Raw genomic sequence first — 20,238 nt, 5'->3', positions numbered from 1 at the left:
AGCTGGGAGTCAAACGGCGCAGGCACCTTCCGTCGCGATTCGACGAAGGTTTCCTGAATGGCAACGCTCCGCGCCGCGCGCGCATGGACCCGGCGGCAATTCCTGGTCCGCTCGACTTCAAGCCTCGCCGTTGCCTCGCTCGGCACGCTCGCGACGCCCCGCCTCAGCCGCGCGGCCGATCGCCCACAGATCGCAGGCGGCATTCAGTCCGGGGATGTCTCGGACGAGTCCGCCGTGATCTGGGCGCGCGCCGACCGGCCCGCGCGCATGCAGGTGGAATGCTCGACCGTCGAAAGCTTCAAGACGATCATTGCGTCGGCTTCGCGCGATGCGTTGCCGGACACCGATTGCACCTCAAAGCTGCTGCTGAACGATCTGCCGCCCGGGCAGGACATCTTCTATCGCGTGCGCTTCGACGACATCGCGACCGGCATCGCCGGCGAAAGCCGCATCGGCCATTTCCGCACACCGCCGGCCGCCGGCCGGTCGATCTCGTTCGTGTGGTCCGGCGACGTCGCGGGGCAGGGCTGGGGCATCGACATCTCGCGCGGCGGCTATCGCGGCTATCGCACCATGCGCGACAACCGCCCGGACTTCTTCATCCACTCCGGCGATCACATCTACGCCGACTGCACCATCCCTTCCGAGCAGAAGCTGCCGAACGGCGAGACCTGGCGCAACCTGGTGACGGAAGAAAAAGCCGAGGTCGCGCAGACGCTGGCGCAGTTCCGCGGCAATTACAAATACAACCATCTCGACGAGCACTTCCGCGCCTTCCACGCGGAAGTGCCGATGTTCGCGCAATGGGACGACCACGAGGTCACCAACGACTGGTCGCCCACCGGCAGCTACGATGACGCCGGCTTCGAGGACGACGGCACCCCGCGCCTGGTCGCGCGCGCCCGCCGCGCCTTCTTCGACTTCATGCCGGTCCGCGACATCGGCGCACGGCAAGGCCGGGTCTATCGCCGCATCGGTTACGGTCCGCTGCTCGACGTCTTCATGATCGACATGCGCAGCTATCGCGACGACAGCTGGAACAAGGGCGGCGATCACCGCGGCTGGATTCTCGGCGCCGAGCAGCTCGCCTGGCTGAAGCGGGAGCTAGCCGCCTCGCGTGCGACCTGGAAGGTGATCGCGGCCGACTTGCCGATCGGCCTGATCAGCCTGGATGCCGTCGCGCTCGGCGACGGGCCGCCCGACCGGCGCGAGCACGAGATCGCCGATCTTCTGGCGTCGATCAAGCGCGCCGGCGTGCGCAACATCGTCTGGCTCACCGCCGACATGCACTACACCGCCGCGCACTATTACGATCCGAACAAGGCGCAGTTTAGGGAATTCGAGCCATTCTGGGAGTTCGTCTCCGGTCCGTTGCACGCAGGCACCTGGGGGCCGGGCGAGCTCGACAACACTTTTGGCCCGGTCGCAATGTACCAGAATGGCTGTAGCCCGGCGCAGGGTGAGAACCTCGCGCCCTGCTTCGGCTTGCAATTCTTCGGCCGCGTCGACATCGACGGTGCCAGCGGTGTCATGACCGTGACCCTGAAGGATGTCGACAACCGTGACCTCTGGTCGGTCGACATCGAGCCGAAGCCGCAGACGCGCCCGGCCGTGGTGGCGCAGCATTCGTGAGGGACGGGTAGCTCCAACGCCGGTCGTCATGCCCGGGCTTGTCCCGGGCATCCACGTTCTTCGTGTCGCAAAGCAAGACGTGGATGGCCGGGACAAGCCCGGCCATGACGTCGGAGAGGCATTGCGCGCCCCAAACTAACCCGATCTTGATTGGTCGCGGCGTGCCTCCCGCGCTATGCTGGCCGTTCCCGCCATCTCTTTTTCCATCACCGAAGAGACTGCTCACGCGGCAACGCCGCGCGCATCCGGCGGGCTGAACTATGTCAGGAGCCTGTTCATGGACAATCTGAAGACACAGGGCATCAGCATGCCCAAGCTCGGCCTCGGCACATTTCGCATGCAGGGCGATGCCTGCCGTGCCGCGGTCGAGAGCGCGCTGTCGATCGGCTATCGCCACATCGATACCGCCGAGATGTATGCCAACGAGGAGGCGATCGGCGCCGCGCTGGCCGCCGCCCGCGTGCCGCGCGGCGAGCTGCATGTCACGACAAAAGTCTGGCACGAGAACCTCGGCCCCGACGCGATCTGTCGCGCCTTCGACGCCAGCCTGAACAAGCTCGGGCTCGACCATGTCGACCTCTATCTCGTGCACTGGCCGTCGAAGGCCGCGAACTGGGGCGCGGTGTTCGAGACCTTGATGAAGCTGAAGCAGGAGGGGCGCACGCGGGCGATCGGCGTTGCCAATTTCACCACGGCGCTGCTCAAGATCGCGGTCGAGGACATCAAGGCGCCGATCGCCTGCAACCAGATCGAATATCACGCGATGCTCGATCAATCGAAGGTGCTGGCCTATCTCAACGCCAGGTCGATTCCGCTGGTGGCCTATTGCCCGCTGGCGCAGGGGCGCGTTGCTTCCGATCCGGTGCTGGCCGAGATCGGCGCGAAGCATAATGCGACTGCTGCGCAGGTCGCGTTGAAATGGTTGCTCGACCAGAACGGCGTCGCCGCCATTCCCAAGGCGTCACGCCGTGAGAGTCAGCAGGCCAATCTCGATGCGCTGAAGATCACCCTCGACGATGCCGATCGCAACAGGATCGCGGCGCTGGCGAAGGACAGGCGCTGCGTCAATCCGGGCTTCGCGCCGGCGTGGGATTGATTCCGCCGAATGTTTCAAGCATGCAAGGAAATGGCCCCGTGAGGGACCATTTCCACGTTTGCGTTGCGCATTAGTCCCAGTGGTGGCGATGGCTGCGCTTGACCACCACGACCCTGTCGCCATGGTGACGCCAGCCGCGATGCCAGCCGTTATCGCGATGCATGCCGTATTCGGCACGAGCGCCATACAGGCCGTGATGATGACCACGCTTGATCACCACCGTTTCCGCACTCGCCAGCGTCGGTGCTGCGATCGCGAGAGCGCCGAGGGCCGCAACCACATAACCAAGCTTCTTCATGATGTCCTCCTCCAATCGAATGCCAATCTAAACCGCGCATTCGCATGAACGTTCCGGAGCAATCGCAGGAGAATTCTGAACGGATGTTCAGATGAGGTTAATCGCAGCGTTGTTGTGCCGGCGTCGGCGCGCCCGTTGCGACGTACTTGCCGTCTCTGATCGTGTATTCGCCTCGTTCGCTGCGATTGTAGATCGCGCGCAGGCTGCCTTCCTTCGCCAGCAGCAGCCCGAACTCGCGGGTCTGGTGGAGCGAGGGGAAGTACACCATCACATTGAGCACGCCGTCGGCGTTGGCCGTGGCGGACACCACCTCGTTCTCGTCCCTGGCCTCGCCGAAATTGCGCCGGTACATCACCCGGCCGTCCTTCCGGATCTCGTAAGTCAAGAGCGCGCCCTTGTCGCGGTCGGGCCGAACCGCACAGTCGACCGCCCACGAGCCGAGCAGGCCCCATTGCTCGACCGTCGCCGCAAGCGTCTCGGCACCAGCCGTGGATACGAACGCAACCCACAGCACCGCAGCCGCCACCCAGCGGCCTAGACAACGCGTCATGTTCTGAAAACCCCGCCTCGAAGAATTCCAAAGTGTAGCATCCTGCCCGCGGCCGTCCACGGCAGCCACCGATCGCGCGCGAATTTGATCCGCGTCAATGAGACCGGGCTTTTCCGGGTTAGGATGGCGTTTCCCGAAGGCGAACGTGGGTAGACCAATGCTGAATCAAGTCATGGATTTTGCGGGCGAAGTGCTGCCGGGGAGCTGTGCCGCGCCGCCATATTCGGAGACCGCGTTTCTGACCGAGCTGGGCGACCGCCTGAGGTCCTCGCGCATGCGCTGCGACCTGTCGCGCCGCGAGCTCGCCCGCCGCTCCGGGATTTCCGAGCGCTACATCGCCCAGATCGAGGCCGGCAAGGGCAACGTCTCGATCGTCCTCCTGCTGCGGCTGGCATCCGCGATCCACGGCAGCCAGCCCCAGGCGGCTTGACGCTTCGAGGTGGCCACCATGGGGCAGCTCGTACTCGCGGCCAAGGTCACCCACGTTCCATCATTGATGCTGTCGGAGCAGCCCGGCAGCCCGTTACGTGCCGCGCGCAAGGCAGCCGTCGATTCTCTGCGAGAGCTCGGGCAGCGGGCGAAGGAGCGCGGCGTCACCAGCTTCGTGGTGTTCGATACCCACTGGCTCTCGAATTTCGGCTATCACATCAACGCCAATGCGCGGCACCGGGGCTCGTTCACCAGCCACGAGGCGCCGCAGATGATCCGGGATCTGCGCTACGATCTGCCCGGCGATACCAGGCTTGCTGAAGCCATCGCAGGCCGGGCCGAAGATGCAGGTCTGAATGTCATTGCCCACCAGGTGGCAAGCCTCGGGCTCGAATACGGCACCATCGTGCCGATGCACTACATGAACCCGGACGGCTTCGCGAAGGTCGTTTCGGTTGCCTCGCCGCTGTTCACATCGTTCGAGGAAAGCCGGGTCCTCGGCGAAGCGACCCGCCGTGCCATTGCAGAATCCGGCGAACGGGTCGCGGTCCTCGCCAGCGGTTCGCTCTCTCATCGGCTCTGGCCCAACAAGAAGCTCGGTCCGGAGGCGTGGACGTCGGTCGCCAGCGAGTTTAACCGCCAGGTCGATTTGCGCGTGCTCGAGCTCTGGCAGAGCCGCCGTTACCGCGAATTCCTCGACATGCTTCCCGACTACGCCATCAAGTGCAATGGCGAGGGCGGGATGGCGGACACCATCATGCTGTTCGCGGCGCTCGGCTGGGATGACTATTGCGGTGCCGCCGAGCAGCTTTGCGACTATTTTCCGTCCTCGGGCAGCGGCCAGGTCAACGTGGAATTCCACGTCGATGCATGAGGCGTCAGGCCCGCTTCTCCACATTGGCGCTGCGGGCCGGCACCCCGAATTCCTTGCGGCAGACCTCGGCCAGCACGGCGACGCCCTCGCGGATCTGCTGGTGCGAAGGGCTTGCAAAGCACAGCCGCAAGTGCGAGCTGGAATGGTTCTTGTTGGTCGACCATTCCGGTCCCGGATTGATCGAGACGCCGGCGGCGAGCGCGGCCTGATAGAGCTTTAGCGTATCGACCTGCTCGGGCAGCTTGACCCACAGGAAGATGCCGCCCTTGGGCTCCTCGAATTCGGCGGCGGTCCCGAACTGCTCGTTGAGGGCTTCCATCAGCGTATCGAGCTTGGTGCGCAGCGCTTTCGTCAGCGCCGGCACGTGGGTCGAAAAATGCGGCTTGCAATAGGTTGCGAGCACCATCTGCTCCAGCGCGCCGGAGCCGGCGTCCGTCTTCAGCGCCAGCATCCGCGACATCACATCCCAGGGCGCCACGATGAAGCCGACGCGCAGCGCCGGCGCGATCGACTTCGAGAACGAGCCGATATGGATGACCCCGCCGTTCGGGCTCATCGCGTAGATCGCCCGCGGCCGCTGCCCCGACCAGACGAGGTCGGCGTAGCAATCGTCCTCGAAGACAGGAACGCCGTATTCCGCCGACAGCCGCAACAGTTCGGCGCGGCGGCTCTCCGGCATGATGCTGCCGGTCGGGTTCTGCACGGTCGGGATGGTGTAGATGTATTTCGGCCGGATGCCGCGGCTCTTCAGGTCGGCCAGCGTCGCGGCCAACGCGTCCATGCGCATGCCGTCCTTGTCGAGGGGGACGCCAACCACGTTGACGCCGAGCCGTGCCAGGCGGGTCAACGATCCCTGATAGCTGTCCTGCTCGAAGATCACCGTGTCGCCGCGCGTGAGCAGCGTCGCGTTGACGAGGTCGAGCGCCTGGAGCGAGCCGGAAACGATCAGGAGATCGTCGACCGTGCAGTTGATGCCGGCATCGCGCTTCAGTTTTGTCACCAGGAATTCGCGCAAGGGCAGGTAGCCTTGCGGCCCGTGCGCCAGCCCGTAGGTGGCGAGCGAGCGCCCCTCGCGCTGCAGCACCGTGTTGGTTGCTTCAATCAACTCGTCGAGGGGCACCTGCTCGGAGTCGTTATTGCCGCCGACGAAGCTGTATTTGGCGAGGCCCGTCCAGCGCGCAGAAGGGGCCGGCAGCCCTGCGGGAAACAGGGGCGCGAAATCGAAGCTGGACGTCATGGGAGCGTTCCTCGTTTTGTTCTTGTTGAACGGCCGGCTTTGCTCCGGCTGTCTTGGTCTTGCTGGCCGCCCGGCTCTTACTTCTTGCCTGCCGTTCGGGTCGGACGGCCCTGGCTGATGAAAGCGTAGTGCGCATTGGCGACGCCGCCAACCATCAGGGCCTCGACCACGGGCTCGGAGATCTCACCCGTCGCGGCCCAGTCGACGATGAAATTGGCGCCCGTCCCGCCGCGCACATCGTCGGTCGGAATGAAGATCGAGACGGTGGCGAGCGGCTTCAGGGCGACCGGCGCCTTCAGGTAGCTCTCGACCTGCTTGCCTGCGGTGTCGAAATAGGCGATGCGCTTGACCACCAGCGGCTGGGTCTCGGAGGCGTTGTGCACGCTCAAGGTCACCGAGAAGTCGACCCGGAGCTTGCCCTGGCTCATCGCAACGCTGGAATAGGCCGGCACATAGAACCCGCCGGAGACGGCGAGTGCCTCCTTCGGCAGCGCGGTGAGCGAATCGGCAAAGGTTTGCTCGATATTGATCTTGGCTTGAGCGGCGGCGGGTGCGGCGAAGGCGCATAGCAGCATTGCCGCGAACAGCCCTTCGCGCATGTGACGAATTGCTCGCTTGCCGCGCCGCAACCCGTCTCTAGGGTGCGGCAAAACGGACCAATTTGGCATGCATGAGCTCATTCGCGACATCACTCTCTGTATCTTGTTTGCCTGGATGCTGGGCCTGCTCGCCCATTTCTCCCGGCAACCGCTGATCCTGGCCTACCTTATCGCCGGCTTCTGCATTGGTCCATTCGGCGCCGGCTGGGTCAAATCGCAGGAATCGATCAGCGTCATTTCCGAGCTCGGCCTGATCTTCATGCTGTTCATGATCGGGCTGGAGATCGACCTGAAGAAGATCGTGCGGGCGGGCAAGGTGATCCTGTTCGCGGCGGGTGGCCAGCTCCTTGGCGGCTGTCTGCTCGGCGTGCTGTTCTTCGTCGGCATCGGCCTGTCGCTGACCGGCGGGCATTTCGATGCGGTCTATCTCTGCGTCGCCTGCGCGCTGTCGAGCACCGTCATCATCGTCAAGGTGCTCTACGAGAAGCGTGAGCTCGACACGCTGCCGGGCCGCATCACCCTCGGCGTCCTGGTGCTCCAGGACATCTTCGCCATCCTGTTCCTGGCGGTGCAGCCGAGCCTCGCCAATCTCGAGGTCAGCGTCATCCTGCTCTCGATCGGCCGCGTCGCGGTACTGGTTGCGGCGGCGCTGCTGGTCAGCCGCTATGTGCTGCCGCGCCTGTTCCACCAGATCGCCCGGCGTCCCGAGCTCATCCTGCTCGGCGCGCTCGCCTGGTGCTTTCTGGTCGCCGAGACCGCGGAGCGGCTGTCGCTGTCGCGCGAGATGGGCGCGCTGATCGCCGGCGTCTCGCTCTCGACCTTTCCTTACGCGCTCGACGTCACCGCCAAGGTCACCACGCTGCGGGACTTCTTCATCACGCTGTTCTTCGTCGCGCTCGGCATGACCATCCCCGTGCCCGGGCTCTCCGTGATCGGCCTGGCGCTGATGATCGCGGCCTTCACCGTGGTGAGCCGCCTCGTCACCACCTTCACCCCGCTCTATCTGCTGAAGCAGGGCCTGCGCGCCAGCCTGTTGCCGGCCCTCAATCTCGCGCAGATCTCCGAGTTCTCGCTGGTGGTGATCCAGACCGGCGTCGCCGATCACCACATCGCAGCCGAGACGGCGAACGCGGCCTCCTTCGCCTTCGTGGTGCTCGCGGTGCTCTCGACCTTCGTGATGACCCGCAGCGACGAGATCACCCGCTGGGCGATCGGCCCCCTGAAGCGGATCGGCCTGCGCGATCTCGATCACGGCAACGGCCACGCCGAGGAGGGTCACGAGGGCGGCCATGGCGAGGCCCGCCGCATCGTCATCCTCGGCTTTTTCCGCGCGGCGAGCGCGCTGCTGGCCGAGATCGAACGGCAGGCTCCGGTGCTGCTGGAGCAGATCACGGTGATCGATTTCAACCCCAATGTGTACCAGACGCTGCTTTCGCGCGGCCTGCACGTGATCTATGGCGACATCAGCAGCGCGGATACGCTGCTCCATGCTGGCGTCGGCAAGTCCGAGATGATCATCCTCAGCGTGCCGGATGCGCTCCTGAAGGGCGCCAGCAACGAGAAGCTGGTCCGCCACGTCCGCACCCTGAACCCGACCGCCATGATCGTTGCCACGGCCGATCTCCTGTCGGACGTCGGCGAGCTCTACGAGGCCGGCGCCAGCTACGTCACGGTGACCCGGCTCAGCGACGCCCATGAGCTGTTCACGGTGATCGAAGCTGCCCAGGCCGGCCTGCTCGCGGACAAGCGCGCCGAGCTCGATCAGCGGCTCGGCGAGCGGCGCGAAGTGCTGCCCTAGGGCCTCCGGCTGCCTTCCGCTCCGGCCGTCCGCGCCTATATCCCCTGGTATCTTCGGTGCAAGCCCGAATGCCGGTCCGGAGGCTGTCCCCGGACATATGTGGTTGCGTCCAGGACACTAGCGCGCCGGCCCAAGTCCGGCTAAGCCACCCGCCGATTAACCGACAGAGATTGGGAAATGCCCGATAGCGTTCAGGAAGTCTTGCAGGCCTTTGCCCGGGGCGAGCTCGTGGTCGTCACCGACGACGAGGACCGTGAGGGTGAGGGCGATCTGATCGTCGCCGCTTCGCTCTGTACTGCAGAGAAGATGGCGTTCATCATCCGCCACACCTCAGGCATCGTCTGTGCGCCGGTGACCACCGAGGACGCGCGCCGGCTGCGGCTCGATCCGATGGTCGCCCACAACGATTCCGCGCACACCACCGCGTTCACGGTCTCGATCGACTACAAGCCCGACGGCGGCACCGGCATCTCCGCCGAGGAGCGCGCTTCGTGCTGCCGCGCGCTTTCCAATCCCAATGTCGGCGCCAACGATTTCGCCCGTCCCGGCCACATCTTCCCGCTGATCGCCAAGGACGGCGGCGTGCTGCTGCGCTCCGGCCACACCGAGGCCGCGGTCGATCTCTGCAAGCTTTCCGGCCTGCCGCCGGTCGGCGTCATCAGCGAGCTGATGAACGACGACGGCAGCGTGATGAAGGGCGAGCAGGTCGCGCAGTTCGCGGCCCAGCACAAGCTCAAGCACGTCACCATCGCCGACATGATCGCCTACCGCCAGGCGCGCGAGAAACTGATCGAGCGGGTCTCGACCTTCGTCACCGAAAGCCCGATCGGACCCCTGCAGGGCTATGCCTACCGCTCGCCGTTCGATTCCATCGCCCACGTCGCCTTCGTCTACAATGGCGTCGGCGACGGCAAGAACGTGCTGACGCGCTTCCACAAGCCGAACATCGTCAAGGATACCTTCACCGGGCACAAGCGCATGGCCGCCGTGCTCGAGCATTTCAAGAAGACCGGCCGCGGCGTGCTGGTCTACCTGCGCGACGGCGCCGCCGGCGTGCCCGTGTCCCCGCTTCCGGACGAGACCTCGACGGAGGCCGACCGCAACCGCCAGTGGCGCGAAATCGGCGTCGGCGCACAGATCCTGCGCGATCTCGGCGTCACCTCGATCCGCCATCTCACCTCTTCGGTGCATGACTACAAGGGCCTGTCGGGCTTCGGCATCGAGATCGTCGCCAACGAGCAGCTCGAAATTTGACCGCGTCGTTTCCGGGTTCGCGCCGTTGCGCGACCCGAAATGACCGAGATCAGGATGCAATTGCACTTGTTGCCGCGGCGCTTTAATTTGTCGGGCAATTCTTGACGGAACCAGATGCGAAAGGACGTTTCATGAGCGTGCGCCCTCAGTCCAAGGACAAGCCGGCTGCGGCTTCTTTCCAGTGGGACGATCCATTCCTGCTCGACGAGCAGCTCACCGAAGACGAGCGCATGGTGCGCGACACTGCCCGCGCCTACGCCCAGGACAAGCTGCTGCCGCGCGTCACGAAGGCCTATCTCGAAGAGACGACCGACCGCGAGATCTTCAACGAGATGGGTGAGCTCGGCCTGATCGGCATCACGCTGCCAGAGGAATATGGCTGCGCCAATGCGAGCTACGTCGCCTATGGCCTCGTGGCGCGCGAGATCGAGCGGGTCGATTCCGGCTATCGCTCGATGAACTCGGTGCAGTCCTCGCTGGTGATGTACCCGATCTACGCCTATGGCGACGAGAACCAGCGCAAGAAGTACCTGCCGAAGCTCGCCAGCGGCGAATGGGTCGGCTGCTTCGGCCTGACCGAGCCGGACGCCGGTTCCGATCCGGCCGGCATGAAGACCCGCGCCGAGAAGGTCTCGGACGGTTATCGCCTCACCGGCAGCAAGATGTGGATCTCGAACGCGCCGATCGCCGACGTGTTCGTGGTCTGGGCCAAGTCGGCGGCGCATGACAACCAGATCCGCGGCTTCGTGCTGGAGAAGGGCATGAAGGGCCTCTCTGCCCCCAAGATCGGCGGCAAGCTGTCGCTTCGCGCGTCCATCACCGGCGAGGTCGTGATGGACGGCGTCGTGGTTCCCGAAGATGCGCTGCTGCCTAACGTCTCCGGTCTGAAGGGTCCGTTCGGCTGCCTCAACCGCGCCCGTTACGGCATCTCCTGGGGCGCGCTCGGCGCCGCCGAGGACTGCATGCACCGCGCCCGCCAGTACACGCTCGACCGCAAGCAGTTCGGCAAGCCGCTCGCCGCGACCCAGCTGGTACAGAAGAAGCTCGCCGACATGGAAACCGAGATCGCACTTGGCCTCCAGGGTTCGCTTCGCGTCGGCCGCCTGATGGACGAGGGCAAGTTCGCGCCCGAGATGATCTCGATCATGAAGCGCAACAATTGCGGCAAGGCGCTCGATATCGCCCGCGTCGCCCGTGACATGCACGGCGGCAACGGCATCTCGATCGAGTACCACGTGATGCGCCACGTCCATAACCTCGAGACGGTCAACACCTACGAGGGCACCCACGACGTCCACGCCCTGATCCTGGGACGCGCGATCACGGGCATCCAGGCGTTCTTCTGAGCCCGCGCTCTTCGGCGTGGCGATGCGAAAACTCCCAATTGCGTCGTGGCCGGGCTTGTCCCGGCCATCCACGTTCTAGTCGGAGAGAAGAACGTGGATGCCCGGCACAAGGCCGGGCATGACGAAGTCAGCAAGGTATGAGCAAGCCATGTCCGACAACGACGACATCCCGTTCAACCGCAACTTTCCTCTGAAAGCCGGAATCGTCGAGGAAGTCCGCCCCGGCGTGCGGCGCGTGCTCTGCAACAATCCGAGCCCGTTCACCTTCACCGGCACGGTCAGCTACATCGTCGGCAAGGGCAACGTCGCGATCATCGATCCCGGTCCGGACGATGCGGCGCACGCGGCAGCATTGCTCGATGCCGTGCGCGGCGAGACCGTGAGCCATATCTTCGTCACCCACACCCACCGCGACCATTCGCCGAACACCGCCCGGATCAAGCAGGCAACCGGCGCGCCCGTCTATGCCGAAGGCCCGCACCGCGCCTCGCGGCCGCGCTTCGAGAGCGAGAAGCACAATCCGGAATCCGGTGTCGATCGCGACTTCGCGCCCGATGTCAGGGTCGCCCATGGCGACGTGGTCGAGGGCGACGGCTGGCGGCTCGAGGCGGTGGCGACGCCTGGTCACACCGCCAACCATCTCGCCTTCGCCTGGCCCGAGCGCAAGTTCAACTTCGTCGGCGATCACGTGATGGGCTGGTCGACCTCGATCGTGGCGCCGCCCGACGGCTCGATGATCGACTACATGGACTCGCTCGACCGCCTGGCTGCCCGCGAAGAGGATCTCTATTTCTCCGGCCACGGCCCGGAGATTCCGGACGGCCCGCGCTTCGTGCGTTTCCTGATCCGTCACCGCAAGGCGCGCGAGGCCTCGATCCTGCACCGCCTTGCGAAGGGCGAAGCCGACATCCCGACCATGGTCCGTGCGATCTATATCGGCATCGACCCGCGCCTGACGACGGCCGCCGGCTACTCCGTGCTGGCGCATCTGGAAGATCTGGTCGCGCGCGGCGTGGTGGCGACGGACGGCGATCCCGTGATTGGCGGGACCTATAGGATGGCGGGCGCCTAGCTCCGCTCGTCATTCCTGGGCGCCCCGAAGCGGCGAGCCTGGAATCCAGAGATTGAGGCGCGAGATTCTCAGGTGCGCAACGGCGCACCGGAGTTCGCGCTGACGCGCGTCCCGGAATGACGCTAGCGCGTCACTTCTTCACCGTCTTCGCGGGTGTCTTCGGCGGCGCGACCGGCGTCTTCTTCACCGGTTTGAGCGCATCGGCATCGGCGGCGGTGTTGAGATCGTCCATGAATTTGGTCACGCGCGCGGCGTTGCTGCCGAGGTCGCTGTCGAAATAGCGCGAGGCGGAGCGGATATCGACCCGGGAATCGTCGCCGTCGGGCACGACCCTGATCGAAATGTCCTCGCGCAAACCCATGATCGGCGTGCGCGCCACCGCCTCGATACGGCCGATGCGGCGCGGCGGCTGCGGTTCGCGCTCGTCGATGACGAGCCATTTGCGCTTGATGACGAGCTGGCGCGCGATCGCATAGGCGCGGTCGACCGAAATCTCGAGCTCGATCGGCTCGATACTGGGGTAGAACTGGCGTTGCTGCTCGGCCGAATAGAGGCCGGCATAGACCGCGGTGTTGGCGCCGTCGCCGCCGCGCAGGCGCGCCAGCGCGTCGAAGCGCGGCGGATCGATCGGATCGGTGGTGATGTCGTGGATCGCCGGCAGCTTGCGGTATTGCAGGCCGAGATAAGCGGGATAGGCGAGGATTGCCCCGTCGATCAGGAAGGCGAGCAGGATGCGCGCCATGCCGCGCGAGCCGTTCTGCCAGATGGCGGCGAAGCCCGCGAGCCCGAACAGGATCGATAGCCCCGCGATCGCGAGGCCGCCGAAGAAGGTGGCGAGCGCCGGCTTCGGCTCCAGGAAGCCGAAGCGGACGATCAGGATCGAGACGACCACCGCCACCACCGCGAACACGGCCAGATTGCGCGCCCAGCTCGCGAGGCTGGACACGGGCTCCGACTGATAGGGAGCGGAAAACCTGCGGGCCATCGGGTGAGCTCTGCCGGGGTCTCGGGGCGGTGCCGGCCGAATTGGCGCGACGATGGTCCGTTGAGACCACGGCCCGGGGGCAAATTCAAGGGAGACCGGGCTGTTACGGCCCGTCATTCCGGGGCGCCCGAAGGGCGAACCCGGAAGCTCGAGATTCCCCGGCCCGCAATTGCGCACCTGAGGTCTGGTCCTTTCGGACCATCCCGGAGTGACGGTGGGTGGGTGCTTGGCCCGCTTACGCCGCCGCGTTCGGGAAGCGGTAATCCTTGAACTGGTCGCGCAGCGCGGTCTTCAGGATCTTGCCGGTGGCCGTGTGCGGGATGCCTTCGACGAAGGCGACGTCGTCAGGCATCCACCATTTGGCGATCTTGCCGTCCATGTATTTCAGGATGTCCTCGCGGCTGGCCTGCTGGCCCTGCTTGAGCTGCACGATCAGCAGCGGCCGCTCGTCCCATTTGGGGTGGAACACGCCGATCACGGCGGCTTCCGCCACGGCCGGGTGGCCGACCGCGAGATTCTCCAGGTCGATCGAGGAAATCCACTCGCCGCCGGACTTGATCACGTCCTTGGAGCGGTCGGTGATCCGCATGTAGCCGGCCTCGTCGATGGTCGAGACGTCACCGGTGTCGAAGAAGCCGTCCTCGTCGAGAATGTTGGTGTCGACCCGATAATAGGCCTTGGCGACGGCAGGGCCGGAGACCTTGAGGCGGCCAAAAGTCTTGCCGTCCCAGGGCAGCTCCTTACCGGCATCGTCGGTGATCTTCATCTCGACCGCGAACGGCGCGTAGCCCTGCATCTGGAGCACGTCGAGCCGTGCATCGCCGGTGGCATTCTGGAACGGCGGCTTCAGCGCCGCGACGCTGCCGATCGGGCTCATCTCGGTCATACCCCAGGCGTGGCGGACGTTCGAGCCCATGTCGAGGAAGGCCTTGATCATCGAGCGCGGCATCGCCGAGCCGCCGCAGATCACCATCTTCAGTTCCGGCAGCTTCAGATTGTTGGCGGCCATGTGCTGGAGCAGCATCAGCCACACCGTCGGCACGCCCGCGGTATGTGTCACCTTCTCGGTCGAGAGCAGCTCGTAGACCGAGGCGCCGTCGAGCTTGGCGCCGGGCATCACCAGCTTGGTGCCCTGCGAAGGCGCAGAGAACGCGATGCCCCAGCTGTTGGCATGGAACAGCGGCACCACCGGCAGCATCGTCTCGGAGGCGCTGGTGCCGAGTGCGTCGACATTGTTCGCCATCAGCGCGTGCAGCACGTTGGAGCGGTGCGAATACAGCACGCCCTTGGGGTCGCCCGTCGTGCCCGAGGTGTAGCACATCGCGGCCGCCGTGTTCTCGTCAAAATCCTTCCATTTGAATTTGCCGTCGGCCTCCGCGATCCAGTCCTCGTAGGCCACCACATTCTTCAGCGTGGTCTGCGGCATGTGCGCCTTGTCGGTAAGCACGACGTAGCGTTCCACGCTGGTCAGCTTGTCGGCGATCTTCTCCAGGACCGGAACGAAGGTGATGTCGGTCATCACGATGCGGTCCTGCGCATGGTTGATGATCCAGGCGATCTGCTCGGGGAAAAGGCGGGGATTGACGGTATGGCAGATGGCGCCGATCCCCATGATGCCGTACCACACCTCGAGATGGCGCCAGGTGTTCCAGGCGATCGTTGCGACGCGGTCGCCGAGCTTGATGCCGTCGCGCTCCAGCACTTGCGAAACCTTGAGCGCACGCTTGTGGATTTCAGCATAGTTGGTGCGGTGGATCGGTCCCTCGACCGACCGCGTCACGACCTCCTGCTTGCCATGAATCCTGGCGGCGTGTTCGATGATCCGGTGGCAGAGCAGGGGCCAGTCTTGCATCAAACCAAGCATTCCGATTCCTCCGAGAAGCCGCTGGGCGCTTTATCGCTCTCAGCGTTGGGCCAATGAATTGTCATGAGTTTTAGCCTGCCGGACTTTCGCCGCAAATGGTCTTGTCGCGGCTATATGTCCGCTGGCGCGGCAATGGTTACCGCCGCGCTCGGGCTATCCCTTGTGCTCGCCGAACGGGCGGAGGCGCGAAAATATGCTTCCCCGCTGGATATCTTCGGCATTGCTGCACCACGGCCGCGCGCGACGGTTCATTCCGCGAAGATCCCGCTACCGAGACCTCGCCCCGAGGAGGCCCCCAAAGCCTCCGACGAGGCCCCGCCGGAGGCCGACGGCAAGCCGTCTCCGGACAAGCCCGGCGGCAGCAAGCCCGCCGAGGCCGCGCCGCCGCCCGAGAAGCAGGTTTCGGCCTGCCGGCTCGCTCTGACCGAGGAAATCGCGATCGCGCCGTCCATTCCCGACATCCGCGGCCCCGGCGCCTGCGGCGGCGAGGACCTGGTCCGGCTGGAGGCCATCGTCCTGCCGGACAAGCGCAAGGTGGCGGTCAAGCCGGCGGCGATCCTCCGCTGCACCATGGCGTCCGGGATCGCCGACTGGGTGCGCAAGGACATGGTGCCGCTGGCCGCGAGCCTCGGCTCGACCATCAGCGATCTCGACAATTTCGACAGCTTCGAATGCCGCGGCCGCAACCGCATTGTCGGCGCGCTGCTGTCCGAGCACGGCAAGGCCAACGCGCTCGACGTCCGCGCCATCAAGCTCGCCAACGGGCAGTCGATCGGCCTGACCGACCGCACGATGTCGCGCGACGTGCGCGAGCGCGTGCTGCATTCGGTCTGCTCGCGCTTTTCCACCGTGCTCGGCCCGGGTTCGGACTGGTACCACGAGGACCACATCCATCTCGACCTCGCCCAGCGGCGCAACGACTACCGGATCTGCCAGTGGAACGTCTGGGATCCCCTGCCGCAAGTCGCCCCGCTGCTGCCTGCGGAACGCCCTGAGGACGCGCCGCCGCGCGAGGTCGCGGCCAAGCCCGAGGCAAAGGAAGGGGCCGATGACGAGGCAGCGGAGAAATCCCCGGCGCCTGCGGACAAGCCGGCGGCCAACAAGGCTCGGCCATCCAAGCGGGCAACAAAAAAGCGCCGGTGAAACCGGCGCTTTTGAATGTTCAAAAGTCGAAGGCGATCAGTAGCTGCCCGCCTGGCCCGTGCCGCCGGCGCCGAGCGCCAGACGCGAATTGTAGGGCGAGTCGCCGTGCTTCGGCTCGAGCACCACGACGATGGTGCCGACCTTGACGCGGCCGTAGAGATCGATCGCGTCCTCGTTGGTCAGGCGGATGCAGCCCGACGAGATCGAGGCGCCGATATATTCCGGCTGGTTGGTGCCGTGGATGCGGAACAGCGTGTCCTTGCCGCCCGAGTAGAGATACATCGCGCGGGAGCCCATCGGATTGTCCGGACCGGGCGCGACGAAGGTCGGAACGCCGAGGCGCGAAATCTCACCCGGGGTCGGATGCCAGGCCGGCCATTCGGTCATGCTGCCGACCTTGGCGATGCCCGACCAAGCCATGGCCTCTTCGCCGACGGTGATGCCGTAACGGATCGCCTTGCCGCCATCCAGCACGTAATAGAGGTAGTGATTGTCGGAATCGACCACGATCGAGCCCGGCGATTCCTTGCGGTGATACTCGACGATGGCGCGGCGGAACGGTTCTGCGACCGGGGTGTTCTCGTACCGCACCTTGGCGAGCAGTTCCTTGTCCTTCGGCTTGAAGGCCTTGGTGTCGGTCGCCTCGAAATGCGTGCCCTGCATGCAGCCCGACAGCATCAGGCCAGCGGCCAAAATCCCTAACTTAACTTTCAGCGACGACATGATTTGCTTCCAATCAAAACAATACCGCGCGGGAAAGCTTGAGCTTAGCGCCCAAGTTCCTCGACTCCGTTAATCCCATTATCGTTGAAATCTGCCACAATTCCAGCACTGAAGGCCTTTTCCCGCGCTGCGAGACCGCAGCTGTGGCTTTTCTGCCGCAAGTTTTGCGGCGCTGTGGGGTTTTTTGGGCAAAGGGCGCCGGACTGTCGATTCCGTGCCACAGTTGAGCCATGGCGTCGCCACAAATGCAAACCGTCCGTTAATGTGGTTGTCATCGTGAACTTGTCAGAATCGCGCTAAGGGCTGTCATTCTGTCGCAGGTTCTCTGGAGTTGTCATGTTTTCGGTGTTTGTTCCCTCCGAGTCCGCCCTCAAGAAGGCCGTTATCGAGGATCTCACGGTGTTGCCGGAGAGCGCGGTCTGGATCGACCTCTTCAATCCGAGCGCCGCCGAGGACAAGGCGGTGGAGCGGCTCGCGGGCATCGCCATCCCGACCCGGGAAGACATGCAGGAGATCGAGATCTCCAGCCGGCTCTATATCGAGAACGGCGCGCGCTACATGACCGCGACGCTGATGTGCCACTCCGATACCGACATGCCCCGGACCACGGCGGTGACCTTCATCCTCGGCGACCACCGCCTGGTGACGGTGCGCTATGACCTGCCGAAGCCGTTCGCCCTGGTCGAGGCCAAGCTTGCCCGTTCCTGCACGCCTGCCGTCACCGGCGAGATGGTGCTGATGGAACTCCTGGACGCCGTGATCGACCGCTGCGCCGACATTCTGGAGCGCTGCGGCGCCGAGATCGACCAGGTCAGCCACGACATCTTCGAGCCCGAGAGCGAGCGCCACGGTCATGCCAAGCAATACTCCCAGATCCTGATCTCGATCGGCCGCAAGGGCGATCTGACCTCGAAGGTTCGCGAGAGCCTGGTGTCGATCGGCCGCGTCGTCACCTTCCTCTCGGCGGTGGTGGAGGGCGTGAAATGGTCGAAGGACATGCGCGAGCAGCTCAAGACCATGCAGCGCGACGTCGCTTCGCTGACCGACCACGCCTCCTATCTCTCCAACAAGATCACCTTCGTGCTCGATGCCATGCTCGGCGTCGTCAATCTCGAGCAGAACAACATCATCAAGCTGTTTTCGGTCATGGCCGTTGTCCTGATGCCGCCGACGCTGATCGCCTCGATCTACGGCATGAACTTCAAGGCGATGCCGGAACTCGAATGGGCGCACGGCTATCCGATGGCGCTGGTGATGATGCTGATCGCCGCGATTCTTCCGTACTGGCTCTTCAAGTGGAAGAAGTGGCTGTAATAGCTACCGAGACCTTACGCCGGTCGCAGAGACACGGTGCATCGTGTCGCAGAATAGATCGGGATTGAGGCCGCGCGGTGATGTGTGCGCAGTGCCCCAATTCCTCCGGTAAAATTTGAGCGGTGGGCTGAACGTTTGCGCGAAACTTGTCTGCGATAAGTAGTGCGTAGCCGCGAGGAACAACCATGGTTGAAAAACACATAACGTCGCCCCGCAACGTCATCGACCTGGCGAACTATCGTCAGGTCCTGGCGAGCGGCAAGGCGTCGTCGATGTCGGCACGCATGTGCCGGCACTGTGGTGCTCCGCTGCTCGACGGTGAGAACGACGACGACTGCTCGACTGCATTCAGCACGGCCGCTCCGCGGCCGCGCGAGAGGTCTCGTCGGATTCGAGTCGATTGAGGAACGGAAGGTAAGGGCGATCCAGGTCTTGCGGCGGCGTTGTCTGGATCGCCTTGCTTCCCTAGTCACTATTCCAATTCAGTCATCGCGAGGAGCCTGTCATCGGGCCGCGCTGCGCGGACCCGTTGGTTCGCAATGACGAGAAGAGCCTAGACGTGCTGGCCGCCGTTGATGTGGATCTCGGCGCCGTTGACGTAGGAACTGGTGTCCGTGCACAGCACGTAGATGATCTTGGCGACCTCGTCGGGCGTGCCGAGCCGGTGCATCGGAATCTGCTGGTCGACGATCTTCTCGGTGCCCGGCGACAGGATCGAGGTGTCGATCTCGCCCGGCGCGATCGCGTTGACGCGCACGCCGACGCGGCCGAAGTCGGAGGCCATCTCGCGCGTCAGCGCCGCCAGCGCGGCCTTCGAGGTGGCATAGGCGGCGCCCGCGAAGGGATGCACGCGCGAGCCCGCGATCGAGGTGACGTTCACCACCGAGCCTTTGGCCGCCTTCAATTCCTCGATCAGCCCGCGCGCGATCATGATCGGTGCGAAGAAGTTGACGTGGAAGACATGCGTCCAGGTGTCGAGCTCGGTGTCGACCGAGCCGAGCCTGGAGCCGCCCGCGCCCTTCGGCGAAATCGCGGCGTTGTTGACGAGCGCATGCAGCATGCCGCCCTCGAGCCGGTGGCGGATCTCGGAGATCGCGCGCGCGGTGTCCTCGGGGTTGCCGAGGTCGACCTGGATGTGGTCCTCGGGGCCTGCGTCCCACGGGCAGTCTTCCGGGAAGGGATGCCGCGAGCATGTGATGACGCGCCAGCCGGCCGACGAGAAGCGGATCACGGTGGCGTGGCCAATGCCGCGGCTGGCTCCAGTCAGGAGCAGCGTGCGGCGCGGCGCATTGGACGAATGCGGCATGGACATCTTTCAGGTCGGCCCAAAGCTTTAAGGGTACATCCGCGTCTTGGACCACGGTTGGCCGGCCGCGTCACGGCGAAATTCGATGCGGTCGTGCAGACGGAATGGGCGGTCGTGCCAGAACTCGATGCGCGAGGGCGTGATGCGCCAGCCGCTCCAGCCCGGCGGCCGCGGCACCTCGCCGATGATGTGCCTCGCAGCGACCTTCGCGATGGCCTGCTCGAAGGCGAAGCGGCTCTCCAGCGCTTCGGACTGCTTGCTCGCCCAGGCGCCGATCTGAGCCTGCTTGGGGCGGGTGGCGAAATAGGCGTCGGCCTCGGCCTCGGTCACCGGCGTCACGTTGCCGCGGATGCGGACCTGACGGCGCAGCGACTTCCAGTGAAAAAGTAACGCTGCCTTAGGATTTGCGGCGAGTTCGCGGCCCTTCTGGCTCGCGATGTGGCTGTAGAAGACGAAACCCTCGGTATCGAAGCCCTTCATCAGCACCATGCGCACGTCAGGCAGCCCGTCGGGGTCGACGGTTGCGAGCGCCATGGCGTTCGGATCGTTCGGCTCGCTCTTGATCGCTTCGTTCAGCCAGGCCTCGAACAGCGCAAATGGTTCGTCGGCGGCGGTGAAATCACCGGATGTTAAGGGTGTCTGGTGTTTCATCGAGGTCGTGTCGGTCATGTCTGGAGTCCGAGTTGCGTCCCGCGGTCCAAAACGCGTTGCTGTCCGC

Annotated in this window: 20 protein-coding genes; 11 read left to right on the top strand and 9 right to left on the bottom strand. The window is 64.8% G+C overall.

Features of this window, described 5'->3' with window-relative positions; genetic code table 11:
* Positions 1–57 precede the first annotated feature (57 nt).
* Both RAD15_RS32170 and RAD15_RS32165 read left to right on the top strand, forming a co-directional pair.
* Complete coding sequence (locus RAD15_RS32170; RefSeq protein ID WP_458182451.1) at positions 58–1,632, top strand: alkaline phosphatase D family protein; 1,575 nt, start codon at positions 58–60, stop codon at positions 1,630–1,632.
* Positions 1,633–1,909: 277 nt separating this feature from the next.
* Positions 1,910–2,728 carry an aldo/keto reductase gene (locus RAD15_RS32165; protein ID WP_458182449.1) on the top strand — a complete coding sequence of 273 codons (819 nt, stop codon included), beginning with the start codon at positions 1,910–1,912 and terminating at the stop codon, positions 2,726–2,728.
* A gap of 70 nt (positions 2,729–2,798) precedes the next feature.
* On the opposite strand, the gene RAD15_RS32160 is transcribed toward RAD15_RS32165, so the two are convergent.
* Together RAD15_RS32160 and RAD15_RS32155 are read right to left on the bottom strand one after the other, a co-directional pair.
* A complete protein-coding gene (locus tag RAD15_RS32160) occupies positions 2,799–3,026 on the bottom strand; it encodes a hypothetical protein (protein ID WP_458182448.1) in 228 nt (75 codons plus the stop codon).
* A gap of 97 nt (positions 3,027–3,123) precedes the next feature.
* Positions 3,124–3,576 (bottom strand): hypothetical protein, encoded by a 453-nt coding sequence (locus tag RAD15_RS32155; RefSeq protein ID WP_458182447.1) that lies wholly within the window; start codon positions 3,574–3,576, stop codon positions 3,124–3,126.
* Positions 3,577–3,733: 157 nt separating this feature from the next.
* On the opposite strand from RAD15_RS32155, the gene RAD15_RS32150 reads away from it, so the two are divergent.
* Positions 3,734–4,006: a helix-turn-helix domain-containing protein gene (locus tag RAD15_RS32150; protein ID WP_458182445.1), complete on the top strand. Its 273-nt coding sequence runs from the start codon at positions 3,734–3,736 to the stop codon at positions 4,004–4,006.
* A gap of 18 nt (positions 4,007–4,024) precedes the next feature.
* Positions 4,025–4,879: a 3,4-dihydroxyphenylacetate 2,3-dioxygenase gene (gene hpaD, locus RAD15_RS32145; protein ID WP_458182444.1), complete on the top strand. Its 855-nt coding sequence runs from the start codon at positions 4,025–4,027 to the stop codon at positions 4,877–4,879.
* Positions 4,880–4,883: 4 nt separating this feature from the next.
* On the opposite strand, the gene RAD15_RS32140 is transcribed toward hpaD, so the two are convergent.
* Both RAD15_RS32140 and RAD15_RS32135 read right to left on the bottom strand, forming a co-directional pair.
* On the bottom strand, positions 4,884–6,116 hold the full coding sequence (locus RAD15_RS32140) for an aminotransferase-like domain-containing protein (RefSeq protein ID WP_458182442.1): 1,233 nt from the start codon (positions 6,114–6,116) through the stop codon (positions 4,884–4,886).
* Between the two features lie 77 nt (positions 6,117–6,193).
* Positions 6,194–6,715, bottom strand: coding sequence for a DUF3124 domain-containing protein (locus RAD15_RS32135; RefSeq protein WP_458182440.1), 522 nt, complete (start codon positions 6,713–6,715; stop codon positions 6,194–6,196).
* Positions 6,716–6,782: 67 nt separating this feature from the next.
* Between RAD15_RS32135 and RAD15_RS32130 the strand changes: the two genes are divergently transcribed.
* The 4 genes from RAD15_RS32130 (at position 6,783) to RAD15_RS32115 (ending at position 12,185) form a co-directional block, all read left to right on the top strand.
* A complete protein-coding gene (locus RAD15_RS32130; RefSeq protein ID WP_458182438.1) occupies positions 6,783–8,513 on the top strand; it encodes a cation:proton antiporter domain-containing protein in 1,731 nt (576 codons plus the stop codon).
* A 177-nt stretch (positions 8,514–8,690) separates the two neighbouring features.
* Positions 8,691–9,767: a 3,4-dihydroxy-2-butanone-4-phosphate synthase gene (gene ribB, locus RAD15_RS32125; protein ID WP_458182436.1), complete on the top strand. Its 1,077-nt coding sequence runs from the start codon at positions 8,691–8,693 to the stop codon at positions 9,765–9,767.
* Positions 9,768–9,898: 131 nt separating this feature from the next.
* Positions 9,899–11,113 carry an acyl-CoA dehydrogenase gene (locus RAD15_RS32120; protein ID WP_458182434.1) on the top strand — a complete coding sequence of 405 codons (1,215 nt, stop codon included), beginning with the start codon at positions 9,899–9,901 and terminating at the stop codon, positions 11,111–11,113.
* Positions 11,114–11,261: 148 nt separating this feature from the next.
* Positions 11,262–12,185, top strand: coding sequence for an MBL fold metallo-hydrolase (locus RAD15_RS32115; protein WP_458182433.1), 924 nt, complete (start codon positions 11,262–11,264; stop codon positions 12,183–12,185).
* A 130-nt stretch (positions 12,186–12,315) separates the two neighbouring features.
* Here RAD15_RS32115 and RAD15_RS32110 read toward each other — a convergent pair whose 3' ends face one another.
* On the bottom strand, positions 12,316–13,170 hold the full coding sequence (locus RAD15_RS32110; RefSeq protein ID WP_458182432.1) for a DUF1499 domain-containing protein: 855 nt from the start codon (positions 13,168–13,170) through the stop codon (positions 12,316–12,318).
* A gap of 235 nt (positions 13,171–13,405) precedes the next feature.
* The gene (locus RAD15_RS32105) at positions 13,406–15,034 is read right to left on the bottom strand and encodes a fatty-acid--CoA ligase (RefSeq protein ID WP_458182430.1); all 1,629 of its coding nucleotides are present in this window, start codon (positions 15,032–15,034) and stop codon (positions 13,406–13,408) included.
* A gap of 63 nt (positions 15,035–15,097) precedes the next feature.
* Here RAD15_RS32105 and RAD15_RS32100 point away from each other — a divergent pair, with 63 nt between their 5' ends.
* Entirely contained in the window at positions 15,098–16,177 is a 1,080-nt protein-coding gene (locus RAD15_RS32100) for an extensin family protein (RefSeq protein ID WP_458182428.1), read from the top strand.
* Between the two features lie 36 nt (positions 16,178–16,213).
* Here RAD15_RS32100 and RAD15_RS32095 read toward each other — a convergent pair whose 3' ends face one another.
* Positions 16,214–16,900: a L,D-transpeptidase gene (locus RAD15_RS32095; RefSeq protein WP_458182427.1), complete on the bottom strand. Its 687-nt coding sequence runs from the start codon at positions 16,898–16,900 to the stop codon at positions 16,214–16,216.
* 336 nt (positions 16,901–17,236) lie between these two features.
* Between RAD15_RS32095 and RAD15_RS32090 the strand changes: the two genes are divergently transcribed.
* A complete protein-coding gene (locus RAD15_RS32090; RefSeq protein ID WP_458182424.1) occupies positions 17,237–18,214 on the top strand; it encodes a magnesium transporter CorA family protein in 978 nt (325 codons plus the stop codon).
* A gap of 185 nt (positions 18,215–18,399) precedes the next feature.
* Positions 18,400–18,618: a hypothetical protein gene (locus tag RAD15_RS32085; protein ID WP_458182422.1), complete on the top strand. Its 219-nt coding sequence runs from the start codon at positions 18,400–18,402 to the stop codon at positions 18,616–18,618.
* Between the two features lie 149 nt (positions 18,619–18,767).
* On the opposite strand, the gene RAD15_RS32080 is transcribed toward RAD15_RS32085, so the two are convergent.
* A complete protein-coding gene (locus RAD15_RS32080; RefSeq protein ID WP_458182522.1) occupies positions 18,768–19,520 on the bottom strand; it encodes an SDR family NAD(P)-dependent oxidoreductase in 753 nt (250 codons plus the stop codon).
* Between the two features lie 27 nt (positions 19,521–19,547).
* The gene (gene pdxH, locus RAD15_RS32075) at positions 19,548–20,189 is read right to left on the bottom strand and encodes a pyridoxamine 5'-phosphate oxidase (RefSeq protein ID WP_458182421.1); all 642 of its coding nucleotides are present in this window, start codon (positions 20,187–20,189) and stop codon (positions 19,548–19,550) included.
* Positions 20,190–20,238 lie beyond the last annotated feature (49 nt).

Source organism: Bradyrhizobium sp. 14AA (assembly GCF_054185205.1).
The sequence above is the reverse complement of the archived record's forward strand: the minus strand, read 5'-3'. Positions and strand labels throughout refer to the sequence as shown.